At 40.7% G+C, this 25,502-nt stretch carries 18 protein-coding genes and 1 tRNA gene; 1 reads left to right on the forward strand and 18 read right to left on the reverse strand.

From position 1 onward, the window contains the following. Window positions 1-13: 13 nt before the first annotated feature. From T543_RS04930 to T543_RS04985, 12 genes are all read right to left on the reverse strand, one after another. Window positions 14-1,378 (reverse strand): PFL family protein, encoded by a 1,365-nt coding sequence (locus T543_RS04930; RefSeq protein ID WP_035766215.1) that lies wholly within the window; start codon window positions 1,376-1,378, stop codon window positions 14-16. A gap of 23 nt (window positions 1,379-1,401) precedes the next feature. After that, a complete protein-coding gene (locus T543_RS04935; RefSeq protein WP_035766216.1) occupies window positions 1,402-1,674 on the reverse strand; it encodes an ACT domain-containing protein in 273 nt (90 codons plus the stop codon). 18 nt (window positions 1,675-1,692) lie between these two features. Continuing rightward, a complete protein-coding gene (locus tag T543_RS04940; protein ID WP_035766217.1) occupies window positions 1,693-2,490 on the reverse strand; it encodes an MBL fold metallo-hydrolase in 798 nt (265 codons plus the stop codon). Window positions 2,491-2,589: 99 nt separating this feature from the next. Then, window positions 2,590-5,337, reverse strand: coding sequence for a dephospho-CoA kinase (coaE, locus tag T543_RS04945; protein ID WP_081829944.1), 2,748 nt, complete (start codon window positions 5,335-5,337; stop codon window positions 2,590-2,592). Window position 5,338: 1 nt separating this feature from the next. Beyond that, a complete protein-coding gene (gene polA / locus T543_RS04950) occupies window positions 5,339-8,002 on the reverse strand; it encodes a DNA polymerase I (RefSeq protein WP_035766595.1) in 2,664 nt (887 codons plus the stop codon). A gap of 36 nt (window positions 8,003-8,038) precedes the next feature. Beyond that, a complete protein-coding gene (locus T543_RS04955; RefSeq protein ID WP_035766219.1) occupies window positions 8,039-8,362 on the reverse strand; it encodes an anti-sigma factor family protein in 324 nt (107 codons plus the stop codon). A gap of 149 nt (window positions 8,363-8,511) precedes the next feature. Next, window positions 8,512-9,951 (reverse strand): glycoside-pentoside-hexuronide (GPH):cation symporter, encoded by a 1,440-nt coding sequence (locus T543_RS04960; RefSeq protein WP_035766221.1) that lies wholly within the window; start codon window positions 9,949-9,951, stop codon window positions 8,512-8,514. 2 nt (window positions 9,952-9,953) lie between these two features. Beyond that, a complete protein-coding gene (locus T543_RS04965; RefSeq protein ID WP_035766223.1) occupies window positions 9,954-11,435 on the reverse strand; it encodes a DUF6937 domain-containing protein in 1,482 nt (493 codons plus the stop codon). Continuing rightward, window positions 11,428-13,917, reverse strand: a complete 2,490-nt coding sequence (locus T543_RS04970) for a glycoside hydrolase family 2 protein (protein ID WP_035766224.1) — start codon at window positions 13,915-13,917, stop codon at window positions 11,428-11,430. The genes T543_RS04965 and T543_RS04970 overlap by 8 nt, the downstream gene beginning before the upstream one ends. Window positions 13,918-14,106: 189 nt before the next feature. Beyond that, window positions 14,107-14,190: transfer RNA gene (locus T543_RS04975), tRNA-Leu, on the reverse strand. A gap of 83 nt (window positions 14,191-14,273) precedes the next feature. After that, a complete protein-coding gene (locus tag T543_RS04980; RefSeq protein ID WP_035766226.1) occupies window positions 14,274-14,543 on the reverse strand; it encodes a hypothetical protein in 270 nt (89 codons plus the stop codon). Between the two features lie 28 nt (window positions 14,544-14,571). Beyond that, a complete protein-coding gene (locus tag T543_RS04985) occupies window positions 14,572-15,324 on the reverse strand; it encodes an alpha/beta hydrolase family protein (RefSeq protein ID WP_197023932.1) in 753 nt (250 codons plus the stop codon). 237 nt (window positions 15,325-15,561) lie between these two features. On the opposite strand from T543_RS04985, the gene T543_RS04990 reads away from it, so the two are divergent. After that, the gene (locus T543_RS04990) at window positions 15,562-15,762 is read left to right on the forward strand and encodes a hypothetical protein (RefSeq protein WP_035766228.1); all 201 of its coding nucleotides are present in this window, start codon (window positions 15,562-15,564) and stop codon (window positions 15,760-15,762) included. 60 nt (window positions 15,763-15,822) lie between these two features. On the opposite strand, the gene T543_RS15085 is transcribed toward T543_RS04990, so the two are convergent. The 6 genes from T543_RS15085 to T543_RS05020 all read right to left on the reverse strand — a co-directional run bounded on the left by T543_RS15085 (window position 15,823) and on the right by T543_RS05020 (window position 25,484). Continuing rightward, window positions 15,823-17,361, reverse strand: a complete 1,539-nt coding sequence (locus tag T543_RS15085) for an Ig-like domain-containing protein (RefSeq protein WP_051638545.1) — start codon at window positions 17,359-17,361, stop codon at window positions 15,823-15,825. A gap of 106 nt (window positions 17,362-17,467) precedes the next feature. Beyond that, on the reverse strand, window positions 17,468-18,535 hold the full coding sequence (locus T543_RS05000; RefSeq protein ID WP_035766230.1) for a LacI family DNA-binding transcriptional regulator: 1,068 nt from the start codon (window positions 18,533-18,535) through the stop codon (window positions 17,468-17,470). A 45-nt stretch (window positions 18,536-18,580) separates the two neighbouring features. Continuing rightward, window positions 18,581-20,227 carry a putative manganese-dependent inorganic diphosphatase gene (locus tag T543_RS05005; protein ID WP_035766231.1) on the reverse strand — a complete coding sequence of 549 codons (1,647 nt, stop codon included), beginning with the start codon at window positions 20,225-20,227 and terminating at the stop codon, window positions 18,581-18,583. Window positions 20,228-20,394: 167 nt separating this feature from the next. After that, on the reverse strand, window positions 20,395-22,122 hold the full coding sequence (locus T543_RS05010; protein WP_035766233.1) for an ABC transporter ATP-binding protein: 1,728 nt from the start codon (window positions 22,120-22,122) through the stop codon (window positions 20,395-20,397). Then, a complete protein-coding gene (locus tag T543_RS05015) occupies window positions 22,115-23,845 on the reverse strand; it encodes an ABC transporter ATP-binding protein (RefSeq protein ID WP_035766235.1) in 1,731 nt (576 codons plus the stop codon). The genes T543_RS05010 and T543_RS05015 overlap by 8 nt, the downstream gene beginning before the upstream one ends. A gap of 13 nt (window positions 23,846-23,858) precedes the next feature. After that, window positions 23,859-25,484 carry an RsmF rRNA methyltransferase first C-terminal domain-containing protein gene (locus tag T543_RS05020; RefSeq protein WP_035766236.1) on the reverse strand — a complete coding sequence of 542 codons (1,626 nt, stop codon included), beginning with the start codon at window positions 25,482-25,484 and terminating at the stop codon, window positions 23,859-23,861. Between the last annotated feature and the right edge of the window lie 18 nt (window positions 25,485-25,502).

Raw genomic sequence — 25,502 nt, forward strand, 5'->3', positions numbered from 1 at the left:
TTATTATATTATATTAGTTTTTAAAACTATGAATAGGAGCAGGAATTCTTCCGCCTCTGTTTACAAAGTTTTCACAGCCAAAGCTGTTTACAGGCATGATCGGACCAAAACCAAGAAGGCCTCCGAAATCAACTGTATCTCCTGCCTTTTTGCCGATAACAGGAATAAGTCTTACTGCGGTTGTCTTCTGATTTATCATACCGATAGCCATCTCATCTGCGATGATACCGGCAAGAGTTGTTGCCTTGGTATCTCCGGGAATGGCGATCATATCAAGTCCTACAGAGCATACGCAGGTCATGGCTTCAAGCTTCTCAAGTGTAAGCGCACCTGCATTTACTGCATTTATCATTCCCTGATCTTCACTTACAGGAATAAATGCACCGGACAAGCCTCCTACGTAAGACGAAGCCATTGCACCACCTTTTTTTACCTGATCGTTTAAGAGCGCAAGCGCAGCTGTTGTACCGGGAGCGCCGGCATGCTCAACACCGATTTCATGAAGGATGTCTGCCACGCTGTCTCCGATTGCAGGTGTAGGTGCAAGTGACAAATCAACTATTCCAAAAGGCACGCCAAGTCTGTCTGAAGCTTCTTTTGCAACAAGCTGACCAACACGAGTTACCTTAAATGCAGTCTTTTTTATAGTCTCGCAGAGAATCTCAAAATTCTCTCCTCTTACCTTTTCAAGAGCAGTCTTAACTACACCCGGTCCGCTAACTCCGACATTGATTATCCTGTCAGCCTCTGTTACGCCGTGGAACGCACCTGCCATAAACGGATTATCATCAGGAGCATTGCAGAAAATAACAAGCTTTGTGCAGCCTGCGGAATCATTGTCCTTAGTTGCCCTCGCTGTATCCAATATGATGTCGCCAAGAAGGCGTACCGCATCCATATTAATTCCCGTTTTGGTGGAACCGACATTTACTGATGAGCAAACAACATCTGTAGATGAGAGTGCCTCAGGAATAGATTCTATCAAAAGCTTATCGGAAGTAGTCATTCCTTTGCTTACAAGAGCGCTATATCCTCCAAGGAAATTGATTCCCACATCCTTTGCAACCTTATCAAGAGTTTTGGCAATTGTCACATAGTCGGAAGGCTTCTTACAAGCTGAAGCACCGATCAGTGCAATAGGAGTAACCGAAATTCTCTTATTTACAATCGGAATCCCAAATTCTTTGGAAATATCCTCACCTGTCTTTACCAGGTCTTTTGCTGAATTATAGATTTTCTCGTAAATATTCTTGTTAAGTGTATCAAGATCAGAGCTTATGCAATCAAAAAGACTAATGCCCATAGTAATAGTGCGGACATCGAGATTTTCCTTTTCAATCATTTCATTAGTCTCTGAAACCTCATTTATTCCAATCATTTTAATCTCCTTCTAATGAGTTATCAGATTCTGTGCATTGAATCAAAAATCTCTTCTCTCTGGCATTTGATGACTACTCCGATATCCTCGCCCAGCTTATCAAGCTGATCAGACAGATCAGAGAGCGTTGTCTTACTTCCACTTGCATCCGCTATCATCATCATGTTAAAGAAACCTGAAACTATGGTCTGCGAGATATCAAGGATGTTGATACCGTTGTCTGCAAGGTATGTGCATACTCTTGCAATGATTCCTACTGTGTCTTTTCCAACTACTGTGATAATTATCCTGTTCATAAAAATCCTTCCCCAAAATTATATTTCTATTACTTCTGATAATTCATTTCTTTTAGCTACCATGATTGGAAAATCATTCCCGTGATAGGGGTTGTCCCCCATCTCGATTTCAAGCCTTACAGTTTCGTAAGCAAGTTCCGGTAGGTTATTTTCTTTACTCAGGTGACCGAGCATAACTGCTTTGAGATTATCATGCAGGATCCTGCATAGAAGCTCCCCACTCTTTTCATTGGACAAATGTCCTTTTTCCCCGAGAATTCTTCTTTTTAACATATAAGGATACGGTCCTGCCTGAAGCATTCTCACATCATGATTTGCTTCAAGTAAAAGCGAGTCCATTCCTTTTAGACAATCGACTGTGTAATCATTAAAACATCCAAGGTCTGTCGCAACTGCCATCTTTTTATCCCCGCAGCTCACTCTGTAAGCCACAGGATCGTTAGCATCATGCATTATGGACATAGGATTTACAACAATATCTTTAAGTCTTACTTTTTCATCTGCCCTTACTTCGTAAAAGCAGGATGAGAGCATTTCACCCTTTTTATCACTGCATCTGATGCCTGCTATCGTCCCCTTTGTAGCATATACCGGTATGTCATACTTTTTCAGAATAGTATGAAGCCCTGCAATATGATCTGAATGCTCATGTGTTACAAATATAGCATCAATATCTTCTAGTGACAAATCTAGTTTTGAAAGTCCCTCAACTATTCTTTTTCTGCTGCAGCCTGTATCGATCAGTATATGTGTACTATCTGAGCCTACATAAATACTGTTTCCGCTGCTTCCACTGGATAAGCTCGCCAGTCTCATTAAAATCGTACTCCGTTTATCTTAAAAAATATGTGTGTATAAATTGTGTTCATTTGCTTAACAAATTAAGAAAATTCATAAAAAGTAATATCAAATTTGTTATTTCCAATAAACCTCAATTCTGTCTCCTTCATGGATAGCCTGCATGTAATCCGGTGTTCCGCCGTTTAAGGTAGTCACTATGGATCTTCCCTGGGGGCTTGATAAGTCAAAATCGATCACATCAAAAATATCAACAAAGATGTAATCTGACTTGCCATGAAGAGTTACAGGCTCATTGTTTACAACCACATGAAGGTCTTTTGTAACAATCCTATTTGGCGGTGGTGCCTGTCTTTCTTTTTCTTCATTACCTGAAATACTATAACTTCCATCCTCATTTTCTTCAACATCAAGATCGCCGTCGGCTTCGTAGGATGACTCTTCATTTTCCTGCTCTATTGCGATTTCATCTGCATCCGGGAAGTTTGCATAGTACTCCATAACTGCGTCTGCACCGCTCTTAAACTCAACCTTGAAGTTTTCATATACAGGAGTGTCTTTTCCTGCAACTTCATTGTTTACAGTGATCACAGTATCTTCGGTAAGTTCTATATCAAGAAGCTGAGCAATCTGTTCTGCCGTCTCGTAGTCGAGGATTTTGATGTCATCTCCCGACTTTATGTCGTAAAGGCCTGTCTGCTTTTCGCCGTTTACTTCAGCCATTCTCGGGACGTCAATGCTCTTTCCGTCAACTGTTATATTAAAGGTTTCCTTAAATTCAGGGATATCGCCTATCTCACTGCTACCGGCTTTTCCGACCGTCGAACTGGTAACTTCGATAATGTCATTGGCATGGATCTTGGTGTGGATGTCTGCATTTACACCGTTAAGTGTAATAACCGCTGGTTCTCCCGGCTCACCTCTTACCATCCTCTCCTGACCATTAACCTGGAACCTGAGTTCCTCGCCCCTCTTGGGGAAGAGGTCTTCGTTAGGGAAGTTTGCCTGCATTGCCGCATCAACAATTGCAAGCTTGCCATTATCGTAAATTTTGGTCTGCTGACCGTTAAATGATACAAATACGAAGTTATTGCTCTGCTCGTAAAAGCTTATGCAGATACCAAGAGGAGTTACCATAAGTGAATCGCGGGCGATATCACTGTCCTCGTTAAGGAATTTGATACTCTTCATTACTTCTTCGCCCCTTAAAGCTACGCGCTCTTCAGGTATCTTCATTTCTTTTGCAAGAAGCTTGGTATATCCCGGAACACATCCGCCACCGCCAACTACGAACACAGCGCTGACAGGCTTATTACCGTTTAGCTGTTTTATCTGCTGCGTTACCATCTTGGACATCTTCTCAACAAGCGGACGGATCATCTTTGAAATATCCTTTGAAGATATTGTCTTTTCAAGTCCCATAATGTCAACGTATTTTACCTGATCCATGTGGCTGGCATCTATTTTGATCTGATCTGCCGTATTAAAATCCACAAGGCAGTGCTGCGCAATTATCTCAGTGATTGAATCACCTGCTATCGGCAACATTCCGTAAGATGTGATTGTTCCGTCATCTGTAATACAGATATCGGAAGTACCTGCTCCTACGTCTACAAGCGCAAGATTAAGCATTCTATACTGAGGCGGGATCGCAACCATCATGGCAGCTATAGGCTCGAGAGTCATATTGGCAACCTTAAGGTCTGCTCTCTCACAAGCCTTGTAAAGTCCGTCGACGCAGTCATCCGGAAGGAAAGTTGCTATAAGATCAAGAGCAACCCTTCCGGCATTATGCCCTTCAAGATTGGCAATCTGGTAATCATCCAGATAGTAGTGCATAACAGAATAACCAACCAGATAAAACTTCATTTCGGACTGATTCTGCTCAAGGAATTCCTGGTAAGCTTTTTCAACAGCCTTGGACTCCAGATTATAAATCTCTTCCTGAGTGAGTTCTCTGTTGTCCGTAAACTCCTCTTCATAATTGGTCTTAACTGTACGAAGTACGCGGCCGGCAGCTGCTATACAAACATCAGTAAGTTCTATCTGCGTCTGTCTTTCAAGCTCTTCCTTTACCTTTTTTATGGTAGCTCCGACTTTTCCTATGTCATGGATCTGTCCATCGAGCATGGCTCTGGTCTCATGCTTCCTAACTGTCTGTGCGATAACGTTGAATATTTCATCTTCCATATATCCAACAGTACCTACAACACTTCTTGTTCCGATATCAAGACCAAATACTACATTTTTTTCTGATTGTTTTGTCATAGCTGCATCATCCCCCAACTTTGCATCGATCTGTTTTTGTACATCTTCTATAGTAGTACTGTTATCTATAACAAAATCACAGTTTTTTCTGAATTCCTCTTCAGATAACTGGCTTTTCAAAATCTTATCTATCTTTTCATCAGTATAGTTTCTCGACTCTTTCAGTCTCTTGCGCCTTATTTCTTCTCCGGCAAATACATACCACATTTCATCGACATTTTCTTTATAGCCGTTTTCTATTAAAAGAGCAGCCTCGACAAAGAGATAATCGAATTTATCATCCTTTCTTTCTCTGTCTATCTCCGATCTTATGTAGCTATTTACTTCCACATGGAGTATCTCATTTACCTTATCAAGAAGCTCCTTGTCGGAAAAGATCACATCAGCCATTTTCTTCTTGTCGATTTCTTTATCTTCCGCAAGGATCCTGTCTCCAAGAAGTTCAACTATCTTGTCGTAGCAGGGCATGCCTTTCTTTTTAATGTCATTTGCAACATCATCTGAAAAAATAACCCTGCTTTTGTATTTAGAAGAAATATAGTCTAAAACAGTGCTTTTTCCGGCTCCCACTCCTCCGGTAATACCGATAACTTTCATATTATTTAGCCTCAAACCAGTCAGTTCCAAAGTGACATTCTACTTCAAGCGGAACAGCAAGATTTGCTGCACCCATCATCTCTGATTCAAGGATTTCCTTTACTTTGTCCTTTTCATCAGGAGCTGTCTCTATAACAAGTTCGTCGTGGATCTGAAGGATCATCTTGGATTTGAGATTTTCCTTTAAAAGTCTCCTCCAAACCCTTATCATCGCAATTTTCATGATGTCCGCCGCAGTTCCCTGTATCGGTGCATTCATTGCAACTCTCTCACCGAACTGTCTCTGCATGAAGTTACCTGATTTAAGTTCGGGCATCGGCCTTCTTCTGTTATATAAGGTTACGCAGTAGCCTCTTTCTTTGGCTTTCTCTACAGCACTTGTCTGATAATTTGACACTCCGGGATAAGTATTTAAATACTCCTCCATGTACTGCTTTGCTTCAGATCTTGAGATGTTAAGGTCTTCGCTAAGTCCAAAAGCACTTATTCCATAAACGATACCAAAGTTTACAGCCTTGGCATTCCTTCTCTGAATATCGGTTACTTCTTCAAACGGAGTATGGAAAACCTTGGAAGCAGTGATCCTGTGTATATCCCTTCCCTCATGGTAAGCATCGATAAGCCCCTTATCATCTGACATATGAGCAAGTATCCTTAGCTCTATCTGAGAGTAGTCGGCATCAGCAAAAACATAATCCTTCTTGGGAACAAATACTTTTCTTATTGCTCTTCCAAGTTCCGTTCTCATAGGAATATTCTGAAGATTAGGCTCTGTTGAGCTGATCCTTCCCGTAGCGGTTATAGTCTGGTTAAAACTTGTATGGATCCTCTCATCATCTTCAATATATGCTGAAAGTCCGTCAGCATAGGTACTCTTTAATTTTGTAAGGCCTCTGTACTCAAGAATATCAGCGATAATAGGATTCTCAGGTGCAAGCTTTTCAAGTACATCAGCTGCGGTTGAATAGCCGGTCTTTGTTTTTTTGCCGCCCTTAAGTCCCATCTTTTCAAAGAGTATCTCGCCAAGCTGCTTGGGTGAATTGATATTAAACTCGCACCCTGCTGCGCCGTGGATATTCTTTTCAAGCTCTTCTATGCGGCCTGTAAGTCTCTCTCCGTATGCCTTTAATTCTTCTCTCTTAACAAGGATTCCTTCTCTCTCCATGTCATAGAGAATATAACTAAGCGGCATCTCAATGTCTCTGAAAATAGAGAGCATATCCTCTTCGAGGAGCTTTTTCTCAAGGATAGGAGCACTCATATATGAAACGTAAGCCAAAAAGCCTGTGTACTCTTTTCTCAGTTCAGGTGGAGCCTTAGAAACCTTATCTTTGCCAAATATTTGCTTAAAGGATCTGATAGTGAGCTGCAAATATTCAGAAGCAATATCCTCAGGCATATAGTCGTTCTTAAGAGGATTTAAAAGATACGCACCGATTAAGATATCGAAATCACACGCAAGATCCCTCTCATAGTTATATGCATGATCAGGTGTAAAAAATCTATACGCATGCTTTATGTCAAAAAATGAAAGTCTGCAGGTCTTTGACATCGTTTCAAGACTCTCTCTTATAAAGCCCTCTGTAATGCTGTCATTAAGCTCCAGATAATAGGCTTTATCCTTAGAAAAGCATACTGAAACTGCAAGAAGTGCCTTGTCCTCTGAAAGGATGCCTATTCCCACAAAATTATCAGCGCTCTTTTCTCCGTATTCCTTAGCCTTATCAAAAATGCTCTCTGCTTCTTCCTTTGATACGCACTCATCAAAAGTTACGTCTGTGCTATTCTCGGTAACCTTATTTTCAAATCTGCCAAGGAGATTCTTGAAATTCAGCCTTACATACAGTTCATAGGCTTCCTTGGTAAATATGTCCTTGATCCTGGCCTTTTCAAAACTGTAATCAATATCCGCATTAACATTTATGGTAGCCAAAACCTTGCTCAGATCACAGAGCTCTCTGTTTGCAGCAAGTGATTCTTTTATTGATTTTTTGCTTATGTTGTCCAGGTTGGCATATATATTTTCAATTGAGCCGTACTCAGTCATAAGACCTATCGCGGTCTTTTCTCCAACCTTGGGAACTCCGGGAATATTATCCGAAGAGTCGCCCATAAGTGCCTTAAGCTCTATAAACTGAAGAGGTGTTACGCCGTAAAGTGCTTTTACATCCTCTGCAAAATAATTTTCTATCTCGGTTCTTCCCTGCTTGGTCTTGGGAATTCTGATGCAGATATGATCTGTAGCGATCTGAAGAAGGTCTCTGTCTCCGGATACAAGCCTTACCTCCATGCCTTCCTTTTCACCGCGCTTTGCAATGGTTCCAAGGATATCATCAGCCTCAAGTCCGGGCTTTTCCATGCGACAAATGCCCATAGCATCAAGAACCTCTTTCATAAGAGGCACCTGTTCTCTTAGTTCATCGGGCATGCCTTTTCTTGTGCCCTTATACTCTTTATATATTTCATGTCTGAAAGTAGGTGCATGAACATCGAATGCAACCGTAAGATAGTCAGGCTTTTCTTCCTCGATAAGCCTGAACATTATATTCAAAAAACCGTAGACTGCCCCTGTGTGCTTTCCCTCTGCATTTGTCAGATCAGGAAGCCCGTAAAAGGCTCTGTTCAATATACTGTGTCCATCAATTAAGAGTAATTTTTTTCCCATTTTCCCAACTTTTTTCATACATAGTGATCCTTATGATCACAAAACTATACTAAGTGTTACAACGACAATTATTTCTATAATTGCAATAATATGCAGAGCGAAGGCCATCTTCTGGAGTCTTTTCCTGAAATTAAGTCTCTGTCTGGCATTCTGCATTAAATTATCAAGCTCGTATTTAAGATTAAATGTAGTACCATCCTCAAGTCTTCTGGTACCCGTCTCTACGAGAAACTGAATCGTCAGTTCTTCTCTGCAGTTTTTACAACTTTCGACATGATCGAGAAAAACTTCCAGAGACTGAACATCCAGTTCATCGTTCAAAAAACCTGTAATCTGTCTTTGAAATTCCTTGCAGTTCATATCACATCCATGACCCCATATCTTGTATGAGCCTATTCATACCAAGCATACTATACATCAATATATAGAATACACCAAAACCGCACTTTAAACAATACAAAAAGGTCGCCCCAAGCGGAGACGACCTCGTTTATAATAGCCTTTTTCAATTACTGAGCCTGAGTTTTTCTTTTAGCGATTTCTCTTGAAATCTCATCTATCTTTTCATCTGTCAGAATGTATTTTTTCTTAAACCAGATGATTGCAAATACAAGGCCTATGATCGGGATAACAGTCATTGTCATTCTAAGTCCCATCTTCTGCATTGCGTCAACGCCTTTTGAATAGTCGATTTCAGCAAGTGTCTCTTCTGTATCATTTGAAAGTGAGAGCACTTGAAGTGCAAGCGCAGCGATAAGAGCTGAAATACCTGATGCAAGCTTTACTACAAATGTCTGCATAGAGAAAATAACTGATTCATCACGACGATTGTTCTTTATTTCGCCATAATCAACTGTATTTGCAAGAAATACGGTAGTGATTACAGCGAGCATTCCGTTTGCAGCAAATATAAAGAAGCCCGGAATGAAAAGAAGTGCAACATTTGTCATAGATGTTGAAGCAAGTACAAGAAGTGAAATATAACCACAAATTGCCATGCCCATGCTTATGAAGTATATCTTTATTGATGTAAAGAATCTTCTTAAAAGAGGATACAAAAGCATCATTGCAAGGATCTGTATTCCGCCGCCAAATGTTGAAAAAAGTGTATATCCGTCTCTCCAGTTAACTCCGCCAAAATCATACTTAAAGAAGTAAATTACAAGGTTTGATGTGATATAGATTGAGCAGTTAACAATAACGATAGCAACAACAACTGCCATAGCCTGATCATTTGAGATAAGAGCCTTGAACATCTCACCGACAGAAGCTGACTTCATATCTACCGTTGATTTCTCTTTTACATTGATGCAGCAGATCACTGTAAAGAGTACGAATAATACTGCAATGATTATTGTAAAATATGAGAAACCGATCCTCTCAACTTCTCTGTCATTTATACCGGAACCTCCAAACATACGGCCAAGAGCAGAAACCGCCTTGACTGTGATTATTGTGATAATTGCAGAACCGACACCTGCACATGATCTTGCAAGAGTTGTAAGGCCTTCTCTTTCTTTTCCGCCCTCAGTAAAAGCAGGGATCATTGACCAGTAGGGAATATCCATCATTGTGTAGGTTACTCCCCAAAGTATATATGTTACTGCAGCATAAGCTACAAGTCCGCTTCCGTTTAATGTCGGAGGCGCAGAAAACATAAGATAAAGAACAATAGCATTGGTAACTGTACCAATAAGAAGCCAGGGACGGAATTTACCGAATCCTGTCTTTGTTTTTGCAACAATAGCGCCCATTATAGGATCGTTAAATGCGTCAAATACACGCGCAACCATAAGGATTACGCCCATTGCCGCAGCGCTCACTCCAAGAATATCCTGGAAGTAATACAGAACGTAGGATGCGGATAGCATGTATACCATATCCTTTCCTACTGCCCCAAGTCCGTATGAAACCTTAGCTGCCCCAGTTAATTTTGATTTCTCTCCCATTTTCAATTCTCCTTTTTCATCTTCATGGCAAGCTCTACTACTTTGTAAGCGCCATCATAGATGCCCATCTTTTTATTCATAATTATATTCTCGCACATCTCGTCAAGAAGCGTAGTCTCAAGGAACATATCAAGCATCTGCTCTGTGTGCGGTATATCTCTGCATTCAAGTGTTCCATCGCCTATTTCAGCCGAGTGGATCGCACCCCACATCTCGTGTTTTCCAACCCGCTTAATAAAGAGTTTGGGAACAGGATAAAAAGCAAGTTCGCTTGGCTTTGTAACAAGCACATCACAGCTTCTCATGAGAAGGTTTGTGCAGTAAACGGCTTCAAAAATGTTTTTGTGATAAAAGCCGTGAATACCCGTAACTTCAGTATTATCATCAAGTGCTTTTTTGGCAAATTCAGTTGTCTCTGCAAAATCCTCAAGGTGTTCTGTGACATAAGAAGACATCTGCGGAATCTCCTGCTTTAGGTCTTCCCACACCTTTTTGTAGTCCCCAACGTTTACATATAAAGCTGCGCGGTTCTTCTCAATGTAAGGGAGAAGGTATCTTATGATAGCTGCAAAGATTTCCTTCTGAGCGCCGGCGCCTCCGATTGTAAGAAGGAAACGCATGGGCTTATTGTTTTTCTTTCTGCCAAGTCTCTTTTCGCAGTCACTTTCTATATTTGATACAAGCTCATGGTCGATGTAGTGACCGGTATAAACAAGACTGTCCTTTGGCATCGGCTTACAGATTGTCTCTTTATTCATGCCATTTAAGATTCTGTAGCCCATATAAGCATTCTTGCACTGGATCGTGTGAACAGCGCCCTCTGAGAGGTGAAGTGCCATCGGCCAGTTATCGGGAATAGCATTTACAACATACTTCATACCTGCATGAAGCGCAGCCTGTGCAGGCCAAACGTGAGTTGCAACAACCGGTATATCCTTTGGCACATTCTTGTAAACAGGTGCCATAAGCTCTGCGTTCTTCTGATCCGCAGAGTTGTATGATAAAGCTCTGAAGCCTTCGTAGTTTACAGGCTCCCATACAAGCTTATTGAAAAGACCTATCTTTGAAAGTCTTGATCCAAGTGAATACAACTCGTTCTGCGCACTTATAACCTTTGTGCAGGTTGTGTGAGGATAAGAATTAAGATCCATCCAGTAGGGAGTGTAGCCATAATACTTCGCGCATGAAGCGATCGCCATACTGATCCTGTAATGTCCAAATCCCATTCTTATGTTTCCTACAATCAGTCCATTTTCCGTATCAAATGAAAGTGAACCTGTAGTGTCTGCATTCTCAGGCAAAACCTCTATATTCTTTACCCCGAGGCTTTCACCTATATACTCGTTATCAGTTATTTTTACAGGGTAATTTGCATTTCTGTCATCCCCGAATTTTTTTATGTTTTTCTTCTGCGTCTTTACAGATTTTCGATATACGCTCTCAGGCATTTCATTGCCAAAGATTACCTTTGCTCTATCAGACATTTCGTCCTTCTCCTTCCATTACCGTAAACTCTATATCTTTCTTTATTTTCTCCGAAGCCTCAAGCTTTAGATGGAGCTTTCCTTTGCTGCCCTGGCGCCTTCTGGTTTTAACATACAAGCCTGCCATACCGCCTCGAAGAGGTATTGTTTTGGGACCAATAAGCTCTATTGCTCCTTCGGTTTTTGCCTTGACGCACTCGTTAAAATACGGAAGAACATTGCCGTTTTGATCAACAGCTCTTATTCTTATGCTTGCAACATCATAGGTTCTTCCTTCGTAGAGCTTTTCACTGCTTACTATTGTTTCAAGTCTGACATCTGAAACAGTTTCCTTCACGAGTGTTTTAACAACTTTCCCATCCTTAATCGCTTCAAACTTAAAGCTTGTAGCCTTACCACCCCAGTCGCCTATGTATTTCTGATACATATCAACGACATCTTTTACAGACATCTTATAGAGTGTAAGAAGCTTTGCGCCTGTGATATAGTCTCTAAAGCCAAGCTTACCCATGCCTGAGGTCGCAGCTATATTAAGAGCTCTCTTTACGGCATCAGCCATGCCCTTGGAAAACTTCTCATTTTCATAGAGCTGATCTCCGACAAAATCATCTACAAGGATCGGACCATGCTTTAAATTCTTAAACGGAGTATCTTCTCTCTTATACTCTTTTATAAAAAGATTGTTTTTATACATCTTCACAGAATCTGCATTGGTGAATATCCAGATATCTTCACGAATTCCCGCAGGATGCTCGCCAATATCCATAGATGAAGAGATTTCAAGAACATTTTCCTCATCCTGCTGCATTCCGTATGCAAATGCAGCCATCTTGGGATTTCTGAACATATCCATCACTCCGTGATAACAGATCCTGTCACCCGATCCAAAGTCCTTATGTGTGTTGTAGTCAAACATGCACCAGCCAAATCCGCCTGCAATATCATGCTCCCCGGCTATTGCATCCATGACCTTTACATGTCTTATCGCATGTTCTTTTCTGTGATTTTCATCATCAAAGCTTTTCGTCGGATACATATGGCCGTTATACTCTGTAACCAGGTATCCCTTATTCATATCGGGAGTAACTGCCTTCTTTTTCTGACAACCGTTCTTTGTTCCTTCAAATGAAAAATCATTATATGTATAGACATCTTCAAAAGTATGCATCTTCCCGGATGCCTTAACGCCTCCGGTCTGCCTTGAAGGATCAAGCTCATGCGCAACTTCATTAGTCTTTTTGTAAAACTCATCATCATCTGCAGATTCGTTTATTCTTACTCCCCAGATAATGATTGAAGGATGATTCCTGTATTGGATTATCATTTCTTTTTCATTGACGATTGCCTGCTCTTTCCAGGCCTCATCCCCTATGTGCTGCCAGCCGGGGAATTCCATAAATACAAGAAGTCCTATCCTGTCACATTCATTTATAAAGTCCTGTGACTGAGGATAATGCGAGCATCTTACTGCATTTACACCAAGCTCTTCTTTGAGTATTCTTGCATCTTCCACCTGCATTGAAGAAGGCATTGCATATCCGACATAAGGATATGACTGATGTCTGTTAAGTCCTCTGATCTTAAGCTTACGTCCGTTCAAATAAAACCCGTCTGCCACAAACCTGGCACTTCTAAATCCGAAGCGCTCAGTCTTTGAGTCTATGATTTTTTCATCCTTTACGAGCTCAATTTCATAGTCATACAAAGCAGGATTGGTGACATCCCAAACGCACACAGGAAGTGTGTGATAGGAAAAATCATTGGTTTCATTCGCACTTGTCTCTGCCATCAGCACTCTGTTTTCATATTCATCTTTTTCGCCACCGGGCATAACTCCTGAAACGCGCTTAAGATAATGCTTTAAAGTGCATCCCTTGATGTCACCCGATATCTTGATCTTTGCATTAATAAATGAACCTACGGCCTTTGGCGCAATCTCTTTTGCATCTTCAGAAGCATTGTAAACTGCAGGAACCGTAGTATAGACAAAACTATCCTCTATGTATGTTTTATCAGTCAGTTCGATAAGAACATCTCTGTATATTCCGCCGTAGGTCATGTAATCTACAACAAATCCAAAAGGCGGGACATTAAGGCTTTCTCTGCTGTCAAGCTTAACTACAAGGCAGTTTGGCCCATCAAATCTTATCCTGTCAGTTATATCAAAAGAAAATGAAGTATATCCGGATGAATGAGTGCCCAAAAGCTGGCCGTTAAAAAACACATTTGCTTCATGTGCCGCTCCCATAAAGCACAGCTTGATCCTTTTGCCCTTCCAGGACTGCTCAGCATTAAAGCTTTTTCTGTAACATGAAACCTTCTGATATATCCTGTCGTCAAAGTAATTAAAAGGTGTCACCGCTACCGTATGCGGTATTCTCACCACTTCCATGGTGCTATCCCCATAGCCGGGGAGTATCATATCATCCTCGAAATTATCCGAGTATTTCCAGTCATTGTTTAAATATAATATTTCTCTCATCAGTGTCCTCGTATTTCTGCCAGAAACCAAAACATTTTCGCTTCGTTTCTTATAATATAGTAACATCATAGGAAACTGATAACAAGAAACGCATTACCCAATTTTGGTTTCCATTTTTTGTGCAAAAATACAAAAAACAGCCCGATGATAGGCTGTTTTTAAATTTAATGATTGATTCAATTAACTTAATGCCGGCGATGGGACTTGAACCCATACACCCTTGCGGATAACAGATTTTGAGTCTGTCTCGTCTGCCAATTCCGACACGCCGGCTAATATGATTATGTAAATGATCTAAGTCGAAACGACTAGACGATATTATCACATACCAGTATGGTTTGCAAGACTTTTTAATCTTATCCGTCCCATTCTTCGTATTCAAACTCGCATCTTTCTCTTCTGCCTGCTTTCTTTCCAAGAAGATAGAAGCATCCTGCAACAAGAAGTATTATTCCAAATACACATACTCCGATCTTTATAGCCTTCTTTAACTCATCATCGAGGCCATTGTATTTGTCGAGAGCTCTGCCATAAGCATCTCTTGCTTTTCCTTCGGTGAAATCCAAAACTTCCTTTGCGCTGTTTCTAAGTTCGTCTGTATCTATATTTTCAAAAAATCTGCTCATATTTTTATAACCCCCAACTTTTAGTAGACTAATCGCTTAGATTGTTCTCTATAAATGATACCATTTTACGCCCTGCTTCCACAACCTCTTTTCCGTAAAAACCATGCCCGGCTTCATCTATCTGAACAACTTTTGCAGCAGGGAACTTTTTCTTGGCAGCAATGCTGTATGATATCGGAACGATTTCATCTATGTTGCCATGGATGATCAGCACATTTCCGCTGTATCTGACCATGTAGTCATCAATATTCAGCGAAAAAGCATCTTCATAAAACTTTCTTCCGACAGGAAGGCCAAAAACCGTGGTAGTATCCTCGATCATGCTCTTATCCGGATATTTTCTCTTTGCATCGTCAAAAAGAATATATGCAGGATACAGCAGTATCATAGCTCTTACATCACCGGGAGTATCACCTGCGGCAATGGTTGAAGCAACTCCGCCCTGACTCTCGCCCATCAGAAAGATGTTCTTTCTGTCGGCAAAAGGAGCCTTTCTGATGTCTTTAACTATAGCTTCAATATCAGCGCTCTCAGTGAGCACCGACATCTCGGTCATCTTGCCATCGCTCTTTGACGATAAGCCTCCGCCACAAAAATCAAATATGTAGCAGGCAAATCCGGCTTCTACCATTATCTCGGCATAGGGTCTGCACCCTTCCCTGCTCGCACCAAAACCGTGCGACATGATTATAACCGGATATCTGCCCTTTTGATCCTCCGGCAAATATAGTTCCCCAGAAATCTTATACCCGTCTCGCTCCACTTCATACGTCTTGTGCATACTACCCTCACAAACTAAAAGAGCCACTATTTCGATAATTATTTTATCAAAATTCCACATTCTTAACAAGTTTATGAACAGGCTTGAACGGTAAAAAAAACATAAAATTAATATTCAATTTTTGAGAATTTTTCTATTGAAATATTTCAAAAACATAATACAATATATAGTAGTTGAAGGGACAATGTCCTAACAATATCTATGGTTTAAGTTTTGTTTATTTATATGGGGGTTTTTATGGCACATTCTACAACTGACAACAATCTGTATAATTCCGCTCAGGACAATATAGTTGATTATTCACTTATAAGAAACATGCTTCGTTCCATCGGTTCTCAGCACTGGTCAGTACTCAAAGCCATGGATGAATATGATGTTCCTGAAGACAAACGTGAGATCTACATGGAAACAATCGCAGAGAAGTTCTTTGTAAGTTAATTTAATACCCGGATATAAAAATTAAGCAGGTTCGCATTTGAACCTGCTTTTTCGTTATTATCAGTTTACTATCACCTTACACTTCGCAACCTTCTTGCCATCCTTTGAGGTTACGGTAATTGTGCAAGTACCCTTTTTACGGGCAGTTATCACGCCTTTTTTGTTTACCTTTGCAATAGACTTGTTGCTGCTTGAATACTTAACATTCTTATTTGTAGCATTCTTTGGACTAAATGTAACTTTGAGTTCGAATTTCTTTCCCTTTTCAAGCTTAACCTTTTTCTTGTTAAGCTTTATCTTTTTGACAGCGACCTTCTTTCCTGCCTTTACTGTAACATAGCACTTCTTAGAGTATTTTCCGTCATCGGTCTTAACAGTAATTACGCAGGTTCCCTGTTTCTGGGCAGTCACAGTTCCGTTATTTGAAACCGTTGCCACTTTCTTATTATTTGTAGACCAGTGCACATTCTTGGCCGTTGTTCCTGTTGGCTCATAGCTTGCGCTTAGCTTTTTGTCATCCCCGACCTTGAGCACCAGTTTTTCAGTACTTAGTTTTATCCCTTTTATCTTGCCCCTGGAACCTACGGTTCCCGTGTCATAATCACTTGAGCTCATCGGATACTGGGCATAAAAATCAGCGCTCTTATATTGAGACCATCTTTTGTGGTCACTAAAATTAGCATCGCATTTTAAAAAGTAAAGATAGTTTTCAGGAGTTTTGCCGGCATCCCAGGTGACATCAAAGTTGTAGTATCCCGAGCCGATCTTTACTATATTCCAGCCGTGTCCGCCTCCTGATGTATCCCCGGCTATAAGTCTACAGTCAACGCCACTGTCATTAAGTAGTCTATATGCCATAAGCGCATATCCCTGACAAACAGCGCTATTTTTGCACATTGCCGCATAGCAGCTGTACTTCAAGGTGCCTGAGTCCTTGCTGTAAGTAACATTGTCACATATATATTTATATACGGCCAAAACTTTCTCATACTGCGTCTTTGAAGAAAGCCCAAGACTCGATGAAAGAGACGCTGCCTTACTGTCTACAGCCGCCTCCTGTTCAGGAGTTGTGTAATAGCTAAAACAGTATATAAAAGCGCCTTCTGTTCTGCCATTTCTTGTTCCATGGGTAACCTGCATTCCGTATCCGCTGTATCCCCAGCTAAGGTAATCACCTTCTTTGCCGTTTCCGGTGTGGACCATAGCCTGCGTTATAGCATCACTCTCCATATTTATAAGAGTCCTTGCAGTATAGCTCTCTCCGGCAAATGAATAATAGATTGTAATATTGCTCTTTCTTTGTCTTAGTTCATTCCTCAAAGCTGTCGCAATTTCAGCAATGCTTGTATACTTGGTGTCAGCAGAAAGTATCTGCTGCGAAGAAACTCCCGAATCATCAAGATGCTTTAACTGGCTCTCTGAAATAACATTTTTATAAAGTGGATTTACAAAATAGACTGTATTTGTTGTTGATGCCTCAAAATCCCCTTCGGCAGCATGCACCAAAGAAGAATTAAAACATGCAGGCATCAAGAACAAAACTATAAGAATAATAAGTGCAAAACACGAGAAAAATATATCTGAAATATGTTTTTTCATAACACAATAACCTTTCATAAAAACAAGGCAAAAATACAAAAATTGTTTCACTAATTATAACATATTTCGAACTTTATTTTTAAAGCAAAACCCGCGTTATAATTTTTTAAGAATTAACAGATCTGACACTCTCCCTTTCGGTCACTCCCGTAGGAACAAGGATCCTGATGGGCAGCATCTGTTCATCATAAAAAAGTGTACTCATTGTATTTACCGTAACTTTTGCCATCTCATCCATGTATATATGTATACCTGAAAGCTGCGGCTGCGTAAATGTAGCAAGCACTGTATCATTAAAGCTCAATACACTTACATCTGCGGGAACTCTGATCCCCATACTCTGAAGACCCTTCATCACATTGATGGCGGTCGTCTCATTAAATGCAAAAAAAGCAGTGATATCGCTAGATCCCGGATATAATGACATGAATTTGATTATCTGTTCCTGAGCGTCAATACCCTTCTGATCTGTATCAACATAAAAAGCATTCATCTTGTCATAGAACTCTTTTGCCATATCACCAAAAATCCTTCTTCGGATCTCCGGCGCACTGTTTCCCATAGAATCCTTTGTTTCAACAGGACCTACAAAAGCTATGTTTCTATGGCCTCTGCTAAGGAGGTATTCAAGTCCCTGAACAACACCTGTCTCGTAATTGGTCTGTATTGAGCAGTATTTTGTTGCATCAGGTGAAGAGTCCACAAATACTATTCTCTTTGCGCATTTCTCCATTGCAGCGATCCGCTTTTTGGAAAACTGGCCAATCGCAATAATTCCATCGACAGAGTCTCCGGAAAATCTAAGGTCGCCTGTTCCATTATCAAAAGTCATGGGAACTGTTTCAATTCCTCTCTCAGTACAAACCTTCTCTACATTACTCTTAAGATATAAATAATATGTATCATCGAGCTGTTCATCATCAGAGAGCATCTGTACAAGTCCTACTCTCTTTGTTTCAAGGCGATCCATAACACCGGTATAAACACCGGGATCCAAGGTATTGAGCGCCTTTCTCCTCTCATTTCTGGTCTTATAATTGAGTTTTCCTGCAGTTTCAAAGATTATTCTTTTTGTTTCCTCCGGTACGTTCAGAGTTCTGTCCTCATTCAGCACCCTGGAAACCGTAGAAATAGAGAATCCGCTTTCACTTGCTATCTCTTTTAACGTTGCCATTGTATCCCCTCTGTATCATCTAGTTTTTTGTATTTAGTCAGGCAGTTACTGCTGAAGTGCATCCACTATTGCAGGAAGCAGCTGCTTCTTTCTTGATACAACGCCCTTAAGCAGTGCCACATTATCACTTCCTGCAGCAACATGGAATCCGGCATCTATTATGCTCTCAGCCTTATTGCCCTCAAACGCCACGATGGAAGACTCTGTAAGGATATTGGTCATCATAAAGAAGATCATATCCAGTCCGTCAGCATTCATAATATCTTTAAGCTCAGGAAGCACCTTTTCTTTGATCTCAGCTAGTTCTTCCGCACTCATAGAATTAACCTGACCGATACCGATATTCTTATCATCAACTGAGAACTTCTTAAAGTCCTGATGAACTATCTGCTTGGGAGTCTTATCCCCGAGGTTAGAGCCCGCTCTAAACATCTCTCTTGCAAATTCTTCAACATCTATGCCGGCAATTTTTGCAAGCTCTTCGCCCGCCTTCTTATCAATCTCGGTACAGGTAGGTGATCTGTACATAAGAGTATCTGAGATGATAGCTGACAGCATAAGGCTTGCCATAGTTTTATCAACCTCAACTCCGTATTCTTTATACATAGTATAAATGATCGTGCATGATGATCCGAGCGGCTGATTTCTGAAGAAAACAGGTCCCGCTGTTTCTATGGACGATCCAAGTCTGTGATGATCTATGATCTCAAGGATATCAGCGCCGTCAGCTCCGTCTACTGTCTGACTCTTCTCATTATGATCAACCAAAATGATCTGCTTTTTTCTTGCACCTAGCAAATTTCTTCGGGAGATCATGCCCACGAAATTGTCGTGCTCGTCAACAACAGGGAAATAGCGGTGTCTTACCTGCGCCATTGTCTGCTGAATATCTTCGATAAAATCATCTACATGAAAAGTAACAAGGTTATCTGTTTTCATAATAGATCTTGCAGGTGCACTCTCGTTTATAAGTCTTGCAACCGTAAAAGTATCATAAGGAGTTGTAATTATCTTACATCCCCTCTCCTCAGCTATCTTCTGAATTGTGTTTGTGACCTTGGCATCGATACAGACAACAATACATGAAGCATCATTTTCTATCGCAACAAGCTGCGTCTCATATCTGTTTCCGCAGATAACAATATCACCGGGATCAATAACTTCTTCCATTACTTCCGGAGAAGCAGTCGCAATAAGCACTTTCCCTGATGTTATGACTTCTTTGGGATCACCAACCAGCATCTGACCATCGAGAGTATCCACGATGTTTGAATAGCTTGTCTTCGTATCCGACAAAAGAGTTGCATCATGAACATCCATACTTGTTTCCATGATATCGTTAGTAGTAAGAAGTCCCTCAAGTTTACCATTCTTGGTAATGCAGAGAGTAACTACGTTTTCATCCTTCATTCTCTCCCAGGCTCTCTTTAAAGAGATATCGCCGTTTTCAGCATGAAGATCTCTCATCTCCATATCGCATACCTGGGTTCTTACGTCTTTTGTATATATAGGCGGAGTTATACCGAACCTTGAAAGGACAAACTGTGTCTCTTCATTCAGGTGTCCGCATCTTCTTGCCTCGTATTCTTCACCTGTTATCTTCTTTTTAAGATTTGCATAGCAAATAGCCGCGCAAATAGAATCCGTATCGGGATTCTTATGTCCTATTACATAAACCGGTCTTTTCTTCATAAAGATCTCCCTAAAAAGCAAATACAATTATTTATCCTGTTCAAAATAATTATAAAGGATAGTAATAAAAAATAAAGGATAGTAGTAAATTACCATCCTTTATATCATAACCTATTTTTACTAATTATTTTACTTTTTTTACTCGAATCTGTACAGGGATTGATTTCTCAACTTGCAAACTGACTCATGTAAAGCTTTGAATAAAAACCGCCTTTTTCCAGAAGTTCCTTATGTGATCCCTGTTCTATAATATGTCCTTCGTTCATAACAAGGATGACATCAGCTTCTTTTATGGTTGAAAGTCTGTGCGCAACAACGAAGCTTGTTCTTCCATTCATCATCTGCTTAAAAGCATTCTGGATCTTTATCTCGGTTCTTGTATCGATTGAGCTTGTAGCTTCATCAAGAATAAGCATTGCAGGCACATCCAGCATTACTCTTGTAATGCACAAAAGCTGCTTTTGTCCCTGGGAAAGCACACCTCCGTCTTCACCAATAACTGTATCGTATCCGTTTGGAAGCTTTCTTATAAAGCTGTGTGCGTGGCTTTTCTTTGCAGCTTCGATCACATCCTCGTCAGTAAAACCGCTTCGTCCCATAAGGATATTTTCCTTGATCGTTCCGCTCCTTAGCCATGTCTCCTGAAGCACCATGCCAAAGCTGTTTCTGAGGTTCTTTCTAGTGATATCCCTGATATCTGTACCCTCAAGTTTTATGCTTCCGTCATCCACATCATAAAATCTCATGAGCAGATTTATTATGGTTGTCTTTCCGCTTCCTGTAGGACCTACGATCGCGATCCTCTGGCCTTCTTTTGCAGACAGATTAAGATTTGTTATCAGCTCTCTATCCTTATCATATGAAAAACGGACATTCTTTATGTCTATGTCGCCCTTTACATTTTCAAGTGTTACGGCGTCTTCTTTGTCCGGAATCTGCGGCTTTTCATCTATAAGATCAAATACTCTCCTTGCGCAGGCAAGCGCGTTCTGAAGCTCTGTCACAACACCCGATATTTCATTAAAAGGCTTGGTATACTGCGTCGCATAGCTTAAGAAAATAGTAAGTTCACCCACGCTCATAACTCCGCCTATGCTCACAAAAGCACCGACAAGTGCAACAGCCGCATATACTATATTGTTTATGAATCTAGTGCTCGGATTGGTAAGTGATGAAAAGAAAGTAGCCTTTAAGCTTGTAATAGTAAGCCTTTCGTTTATATCATCGAATACTTCCCTGTTTTCATCTTCATGTGAAAAAGCCTTGACCACCTTAAGACTTCCCACCATTTCATCTATAAGAGCTGTCTGCTCCGCTCTTGCTTCAGACTGAGCCTTAAACAGCTTATAAGATCTGCCCGCTATAAACCTTGCGATAAAAAGTGACGCAGGTGTTAACACAACAACAAGAACAGCTATCTGCCAGCACAAAACGAACATAAAAATAAGTGTTCCCGCAATCGTAACTATTCCTGTAAAAAGCTGGGTAAATCCCATAAGAAGACCATCTGCAAACTGATCAACGTCGGCAATTATCTTACTGACTATTCCGCCCTGAGGATTGGAATCCAAAAACTCAAACGGAAGGATCTGCAGCTTTTTAAAGGCATCATTTCTTACATCTCTTACTACTCTGAATGTGATCCTGTTATTTACTCCGTACATAAACCACTGGCAGATAGCAGTAACAATAATTACTACAGCCATTCGTGATAAAAGCATGATGATCTTTGTAAAATCCACATTATCTTTTCCGACTATGCAGTCTACAACATTTCCTGCGATTATCGGAACATACAGAGCAGAAAGTGCAGAAATTATCGCAAATACCATGGATGCCAAAATAAGGATCCTATATTTTGAAACATATTTTAATACTCTTTTAAGTTCACGCATCTTTCTTCCCCTCTCCAAACTGTGATTCATAAATTTCTCTGTAAGTCTCACAGTTCTTCAGAAGTTCATCATGCGTACCCATTCCCATTACTTCGCCGTCATCAAGAACTATTATCTTGTCACATGAAATAACTGATGATGCTCTCTGTGACACAATAAAAGTAAGAGGTTCGTAAGGCAGTGTTTTTATAGCCTCTCTCAAATTTTTATCTGTCATATTATCAAGAGCAGATGAGCTATCATCCAGAATGAGTATCTCTGGCTTTTTAGCGAGTGCCCTTGCAATTGTAAGTCTCTGCTTCTGTCCTCCCGAGAAGTTTCTTCCTCCCTGAGTTACCTGAGCATCAAGCTCGCCTTTTTTCTCCTTAACAACTTCAACTGCCTGTGCTGTTTTAAGAGCATCCCACAGCTCGTCATCCGTCGCATTATAGTTGCCCCACTTTAAGTTGTCTCTTATGCTTCCCTTAAAAAGGGCTGCCTTCTGAGGAACAACTCCGATAGTAGAAAGTACTGCCTCTTTTTTATAGTCCTTTATGTTTTTCCCCTTAAACCTGATTGTTCCGCTCGTAGCATCATAAAATCTGGGGATAAGATTAATAAGTGTTGTCTTGCCCGAGCCCGTGCCGCCTATGATTCCTACAGACTCACCTTTTTTTGCTGAAAAAGAAACACCTGAAAGTGAATCTTCAATATCATCTCCATATCTCATGCATACGTTTTCAAAGGAAATAAGTTCTCCATTGTAATCAAGGTCATTGTCCAGATCTCCGTACGCCATAGAGGGCTTTTCTTCAAGCATCAGCTGAATTCTGTTTCCGCAGGCAACGGCTCTTGTAATAGTTATTATCAAAGATGCAAGCTTTATAAGCTCTACAAGGATCTGTGACATATAGTTGTAAAGCGCTACAACACTACCTGTTGTGAGAGCACCGGTATTGACCTTGGACGCGCCTGTATAGAGGAGCACGATAACTGCAAAGTTGAGGATCACATAGGTCAAAGGATTCATAAGAGATGATATTCTTCCCACATATTCCTGGAGCTTTGTGAGTGCATCATTTTGCTGCTTAAAAGCTGAAACCTCATCTTCCTCTCTTCCGAAAGCTCGTATCACTCTTACGCCCGATAAATTCTCTCTTGTAAGTCCAAGAACCTTATCAAGCATAGCCTGAACCTGCTTATATCTGGGAATTCCCCACAGCATTATTCCAAAGACTACGATTGATAATATGACTATCGTCACGAGAAAAATCATGGCCTGACCAAAGTCTATTGTAAAAGCCATCACCATTGCGCCAAATACAACAAAAGGAGACCTGAGTAAAAGTCTTAATGACAGATTTATTCCCTGCTGTACCTGGTTCATGTCACTTGTCATTCTTGTTATAAGTGTCGTCGTTCCGAGTCTGTCAATCTGCTCGTATGAAAGCTCTTGAATATTTGCAAAGAGGTCCCTCTTAACTCCTTTTGCAAAATGCGTTGCGGCCTTTGCTGCAAAATACTGTGCGATAACAGAACAGGTAAATCCGACAAGTGCAAGAAGGACTAGCACAAGGCTCATCTTAAAAATGTATGGCTTATCGCTTCTTACGATTCCGTTGTCTATGATTGCAGCTACAACCAGCGGTACTATGAGTTCAAAGCTTGCTTCAAGCAGCTTAAACAGTGGCCCCAAAAATGCTTCAAGTTTATATTCACTTAGATATCTAAGTAGTTTTTTCATCTCAAAAAACCTTTCAATTATAAATCCTCAATCCCTTCGGATAGTGGTTTTTCATATTTCCCCCTGCATATTTGCCCCATCCAAGGCTATATCCGTCCGTTGTTATAAGATGCCAGCCATTTGAAAGACCGGATGTTCTTAAAGTCATTCCCCCTATAAACTGGCGAACCTCCTGTGAATCAGAAGGTAAGTCCAATGTTTTTTTCACAAGAGAAGGATCAAGACAAAGAGCAAGTGCATGCGAGGGTTCAAATCTGTCCTTTTTTACAGTTCCGAGATGAAGCCCCGGACGAACCACAGTAAGACCATCTATCCCCGGCATCCCGCAAGGTGCAAGATAGAGCTGACTCCCAAACATAAAGGGTCTGCCATTTAAGCCTCCTCCCAGAAGGCTTATACTAGGCAGAGTATTTTTGGAAGTCTTTGATTTTTTTGATCTGCTGTTTTCATTTAATAATTCCTTGCCGGTTTCAATTTCGTTATAACCATCTGCAAAGGTATCCCTTACAAATTCTTCAAAAGCCTTAAGGTCAGATAGAGACGCTGCCTTTACAGAACCATTTATTCCATACAGTCCTTCATTTAATGAAATGTCCCCATCTTTTTCAAACGCACATAAAAAATGCCCCTCGCCGCTCATTTTATGCGGCCATAGTCTTATTGCACTTTTGTTTATGGCATCCGCATAGCTTTCTTTTTCGCCAAAAAACTCATCGCAGGAAGTGCTTTCCTCTCCGAGTGATCCTGAGATTTTGTTTATAAGCTCTGATAAATCCCCCATGCCGGTGTTGTCATATACCTTAAAGATATTATCGATATTTCCTCTTGCCATACCGGGATAAAGCACGGTTTCACAGGGCTTCATGCCAAGTTTAACAAGACTTATGACCTGAAGCTCATCCTCTTCAGGGGCAAAAGTACATGTAGAATATACAAGCCTTCCACCCGGAGCGAGCATTTTCACAGCTTCTTTTAGTATTTCCGCCTGCCTGACTGCGCACATAGTCACATTCTCAGGGCTCCAGTTTTTAATAGCCTCATCATTTTTCCTGAACATTCCCTCTCCTGAACAGGGAGCATCCACAAGGATCTTATCAAAATAGCCCTCAAAAATATCAGACATTTTAGACGGATCCATATTAGTGACAAGCGCGTTTTTTATTCCGCATCTCTCTATATTCAGAGATAATATCTGCGCTCTCTTCTTATCTATTTCATTACTTACAAGGATTCCTTCACCGCCAAGCATAGACGCGATCTGCGTACTTTTCCCTCCCGGAGAAGCGCACAGATCAAGAACCTTGTCACCCTTTTTTACATTTAGATATGAAACAGGCGACATGGCACTTGGCTCCTGAATATAATAGACTCCCGCTTCGTGATATGCATGTTTTCCCGGTGCACCCTCAGTATAGATATGTCCGGCTTTTTCCCACTCTATCTCTTTTTCGGAAAAAGAAACGCCATCTCTTTTTAGCACTTCCATGCTATCCAAAGCGGTTTTACCAAAACCGTTTTTCTTAAGGGGATTCACTCTAAGTGAGGACACCTTCTCTCTTCCCAAGGCGTCCTCAAATGCGGGATATTCATCCCCCAATATGTTTTTAATTCTCTTTTCAAATACATTATCTAAACTCATAGGCTCTATTGTAACACA

The sequence above is a fragment of the Butyrivibrio sp. NC2002 genome, assembly GCF_000702265.1.
Classification (GTDB): domain Bacteria; phylum Bacillota; class Clostridia; order Lachnospirales; family Lachnospiraceae; genus Butyrivibrio.

What these genes read in the sequence shown, in the direction of transcription:
- T543_RS05000 (WP_035766230.1), bottom strand. Translation starts at nt 18,535, where the DNA reads ATGGCAACGTTAAAAGAGATAGCAAGTGAAAGCGGATTCTCTATTTCT.
- polA (WP_035766595.1), bottom strand. Translation starts at nt 8,002, where the DNA reads ATGGGAAAAAAATTACTCTTAATTGATGGACACAGTATATTGAACAGA.
- T543_RS05010 (WP_035766233.1), bottom strand. Translation starts at nt 22,122, where the DNA reads ATGCGTGAACTTAAAAGAGTATTAAAATATGTTTCAAAATATAGGATC.
- T543_RS05020 (WP_035766236.1), bottom strand. Translation starts at nt 25,484, where the DNA reads ATGAGTTTAGATAATGTATTTGAAAAGAGAATTAAAAACATATTGGGG.
- T543_RS04980 (WP_035766226.1), bottom strand. Translation starts at nt 14,543, where the DNA reads ATGAGCAGATTTTTTGAAAATATAGATACAGACGAACTTAGAAACAGC.
- T543_RS04985 (WP_197023932.1), bottom strand. Translation starts at nt 15,324, where the DNA reads ATGCACAAGACGTATGAAGTGGAGCGAGACGGGTATAAGATTTCTGGG.
- T543_RS04940 (WP_035766217.1), bottom strand. Translation starts at nt 2,490, where the DNA reads ATGAGACTGGCGAGCTTATCCAGTGGAAGCAGCGGAAACAGTATTTAT.
- T543_RS15085 (WP_051638545.1), bottom strand. Translation starts at nt 17,361, where the DNA reads ATGAAAAAACATATTTCAGATATATTTTTCTCGTGTTTTGCACTTATT.
- T543_RS05015 (WP_035766235.1), bottom strand. Translation starts at nt 23,845, where the DNA reads ATGAAAAAACTACTTAGATATCTAAGTGAATATAAACTTGAAGCATTT.
- coaE (WP_081829944.1), bottom strand. Translation starts at nt 5,337, where the DNA reads ATGAAAGTTATCGGTATTACCGGAGGAGTGGGAGCCGGAAAAAGCACT.
- T543_RS04990 (WP_035766228.1), top strand. Translation starts at nt 15,562, where the DNA reads ATGGCACATTCTACAACTGACAACAATCTGTATAATTCCGCTCAGGAC.
- T543_RS04935 (WP_035766216.1), bottom strand. Translation starts at nt 1,674, where the DNA reads ATGAACAGGATAATTATCACAGTAGTTGGAAAAGACACAGTAGGAATC.
- T543_RS04970 (WP_035766224.1), bottom strand. Translation starts at nt 13,917, where the DNA reads ATGAGAGAAATATTATATTTAAACAATGACTGGAAATACTCGGATAAT.
- T543_RS04930 (WP_035766215.1), bottom strand. Translation starts at nt 1,378, where the DNA reads ATGATTGGAATAAATGAGGTTTCAGAGACTAATGAAATGATTGAAAAG.
- T543_RS04965 (WP_035766223.1), bottom strand. Translation starts at nt 11,435, where the DNA reads ATGTCTGATAGAGCAAAGGTAATCTTTGGCAATGAAATGCCTGAGAGC.
- T543_RS04955 (WP_035766219.1), bottom strand. Translation starts at nt 8,362, where the DNA reads ATGAACTGCAAGGAATTTCAAAGACAGATTACAGGTTTTTTGAACGAT.
- T543_RS04960 (WP_035766221.1), bottom strand. Translation starts at nt 9,951, where the DNA reads ATGGGAGAGAAATCAAAATTAACTGGGGCAGCTAAGGTTTCATACGGA.
- T543_RS05005 (WP_035766231.1), bottom strand. Translation starts at nt 20,227, where the DNA reads ATGAAGAAAAGACCGGTTTATGTAATAGGACATAAGAATCCCGATACG.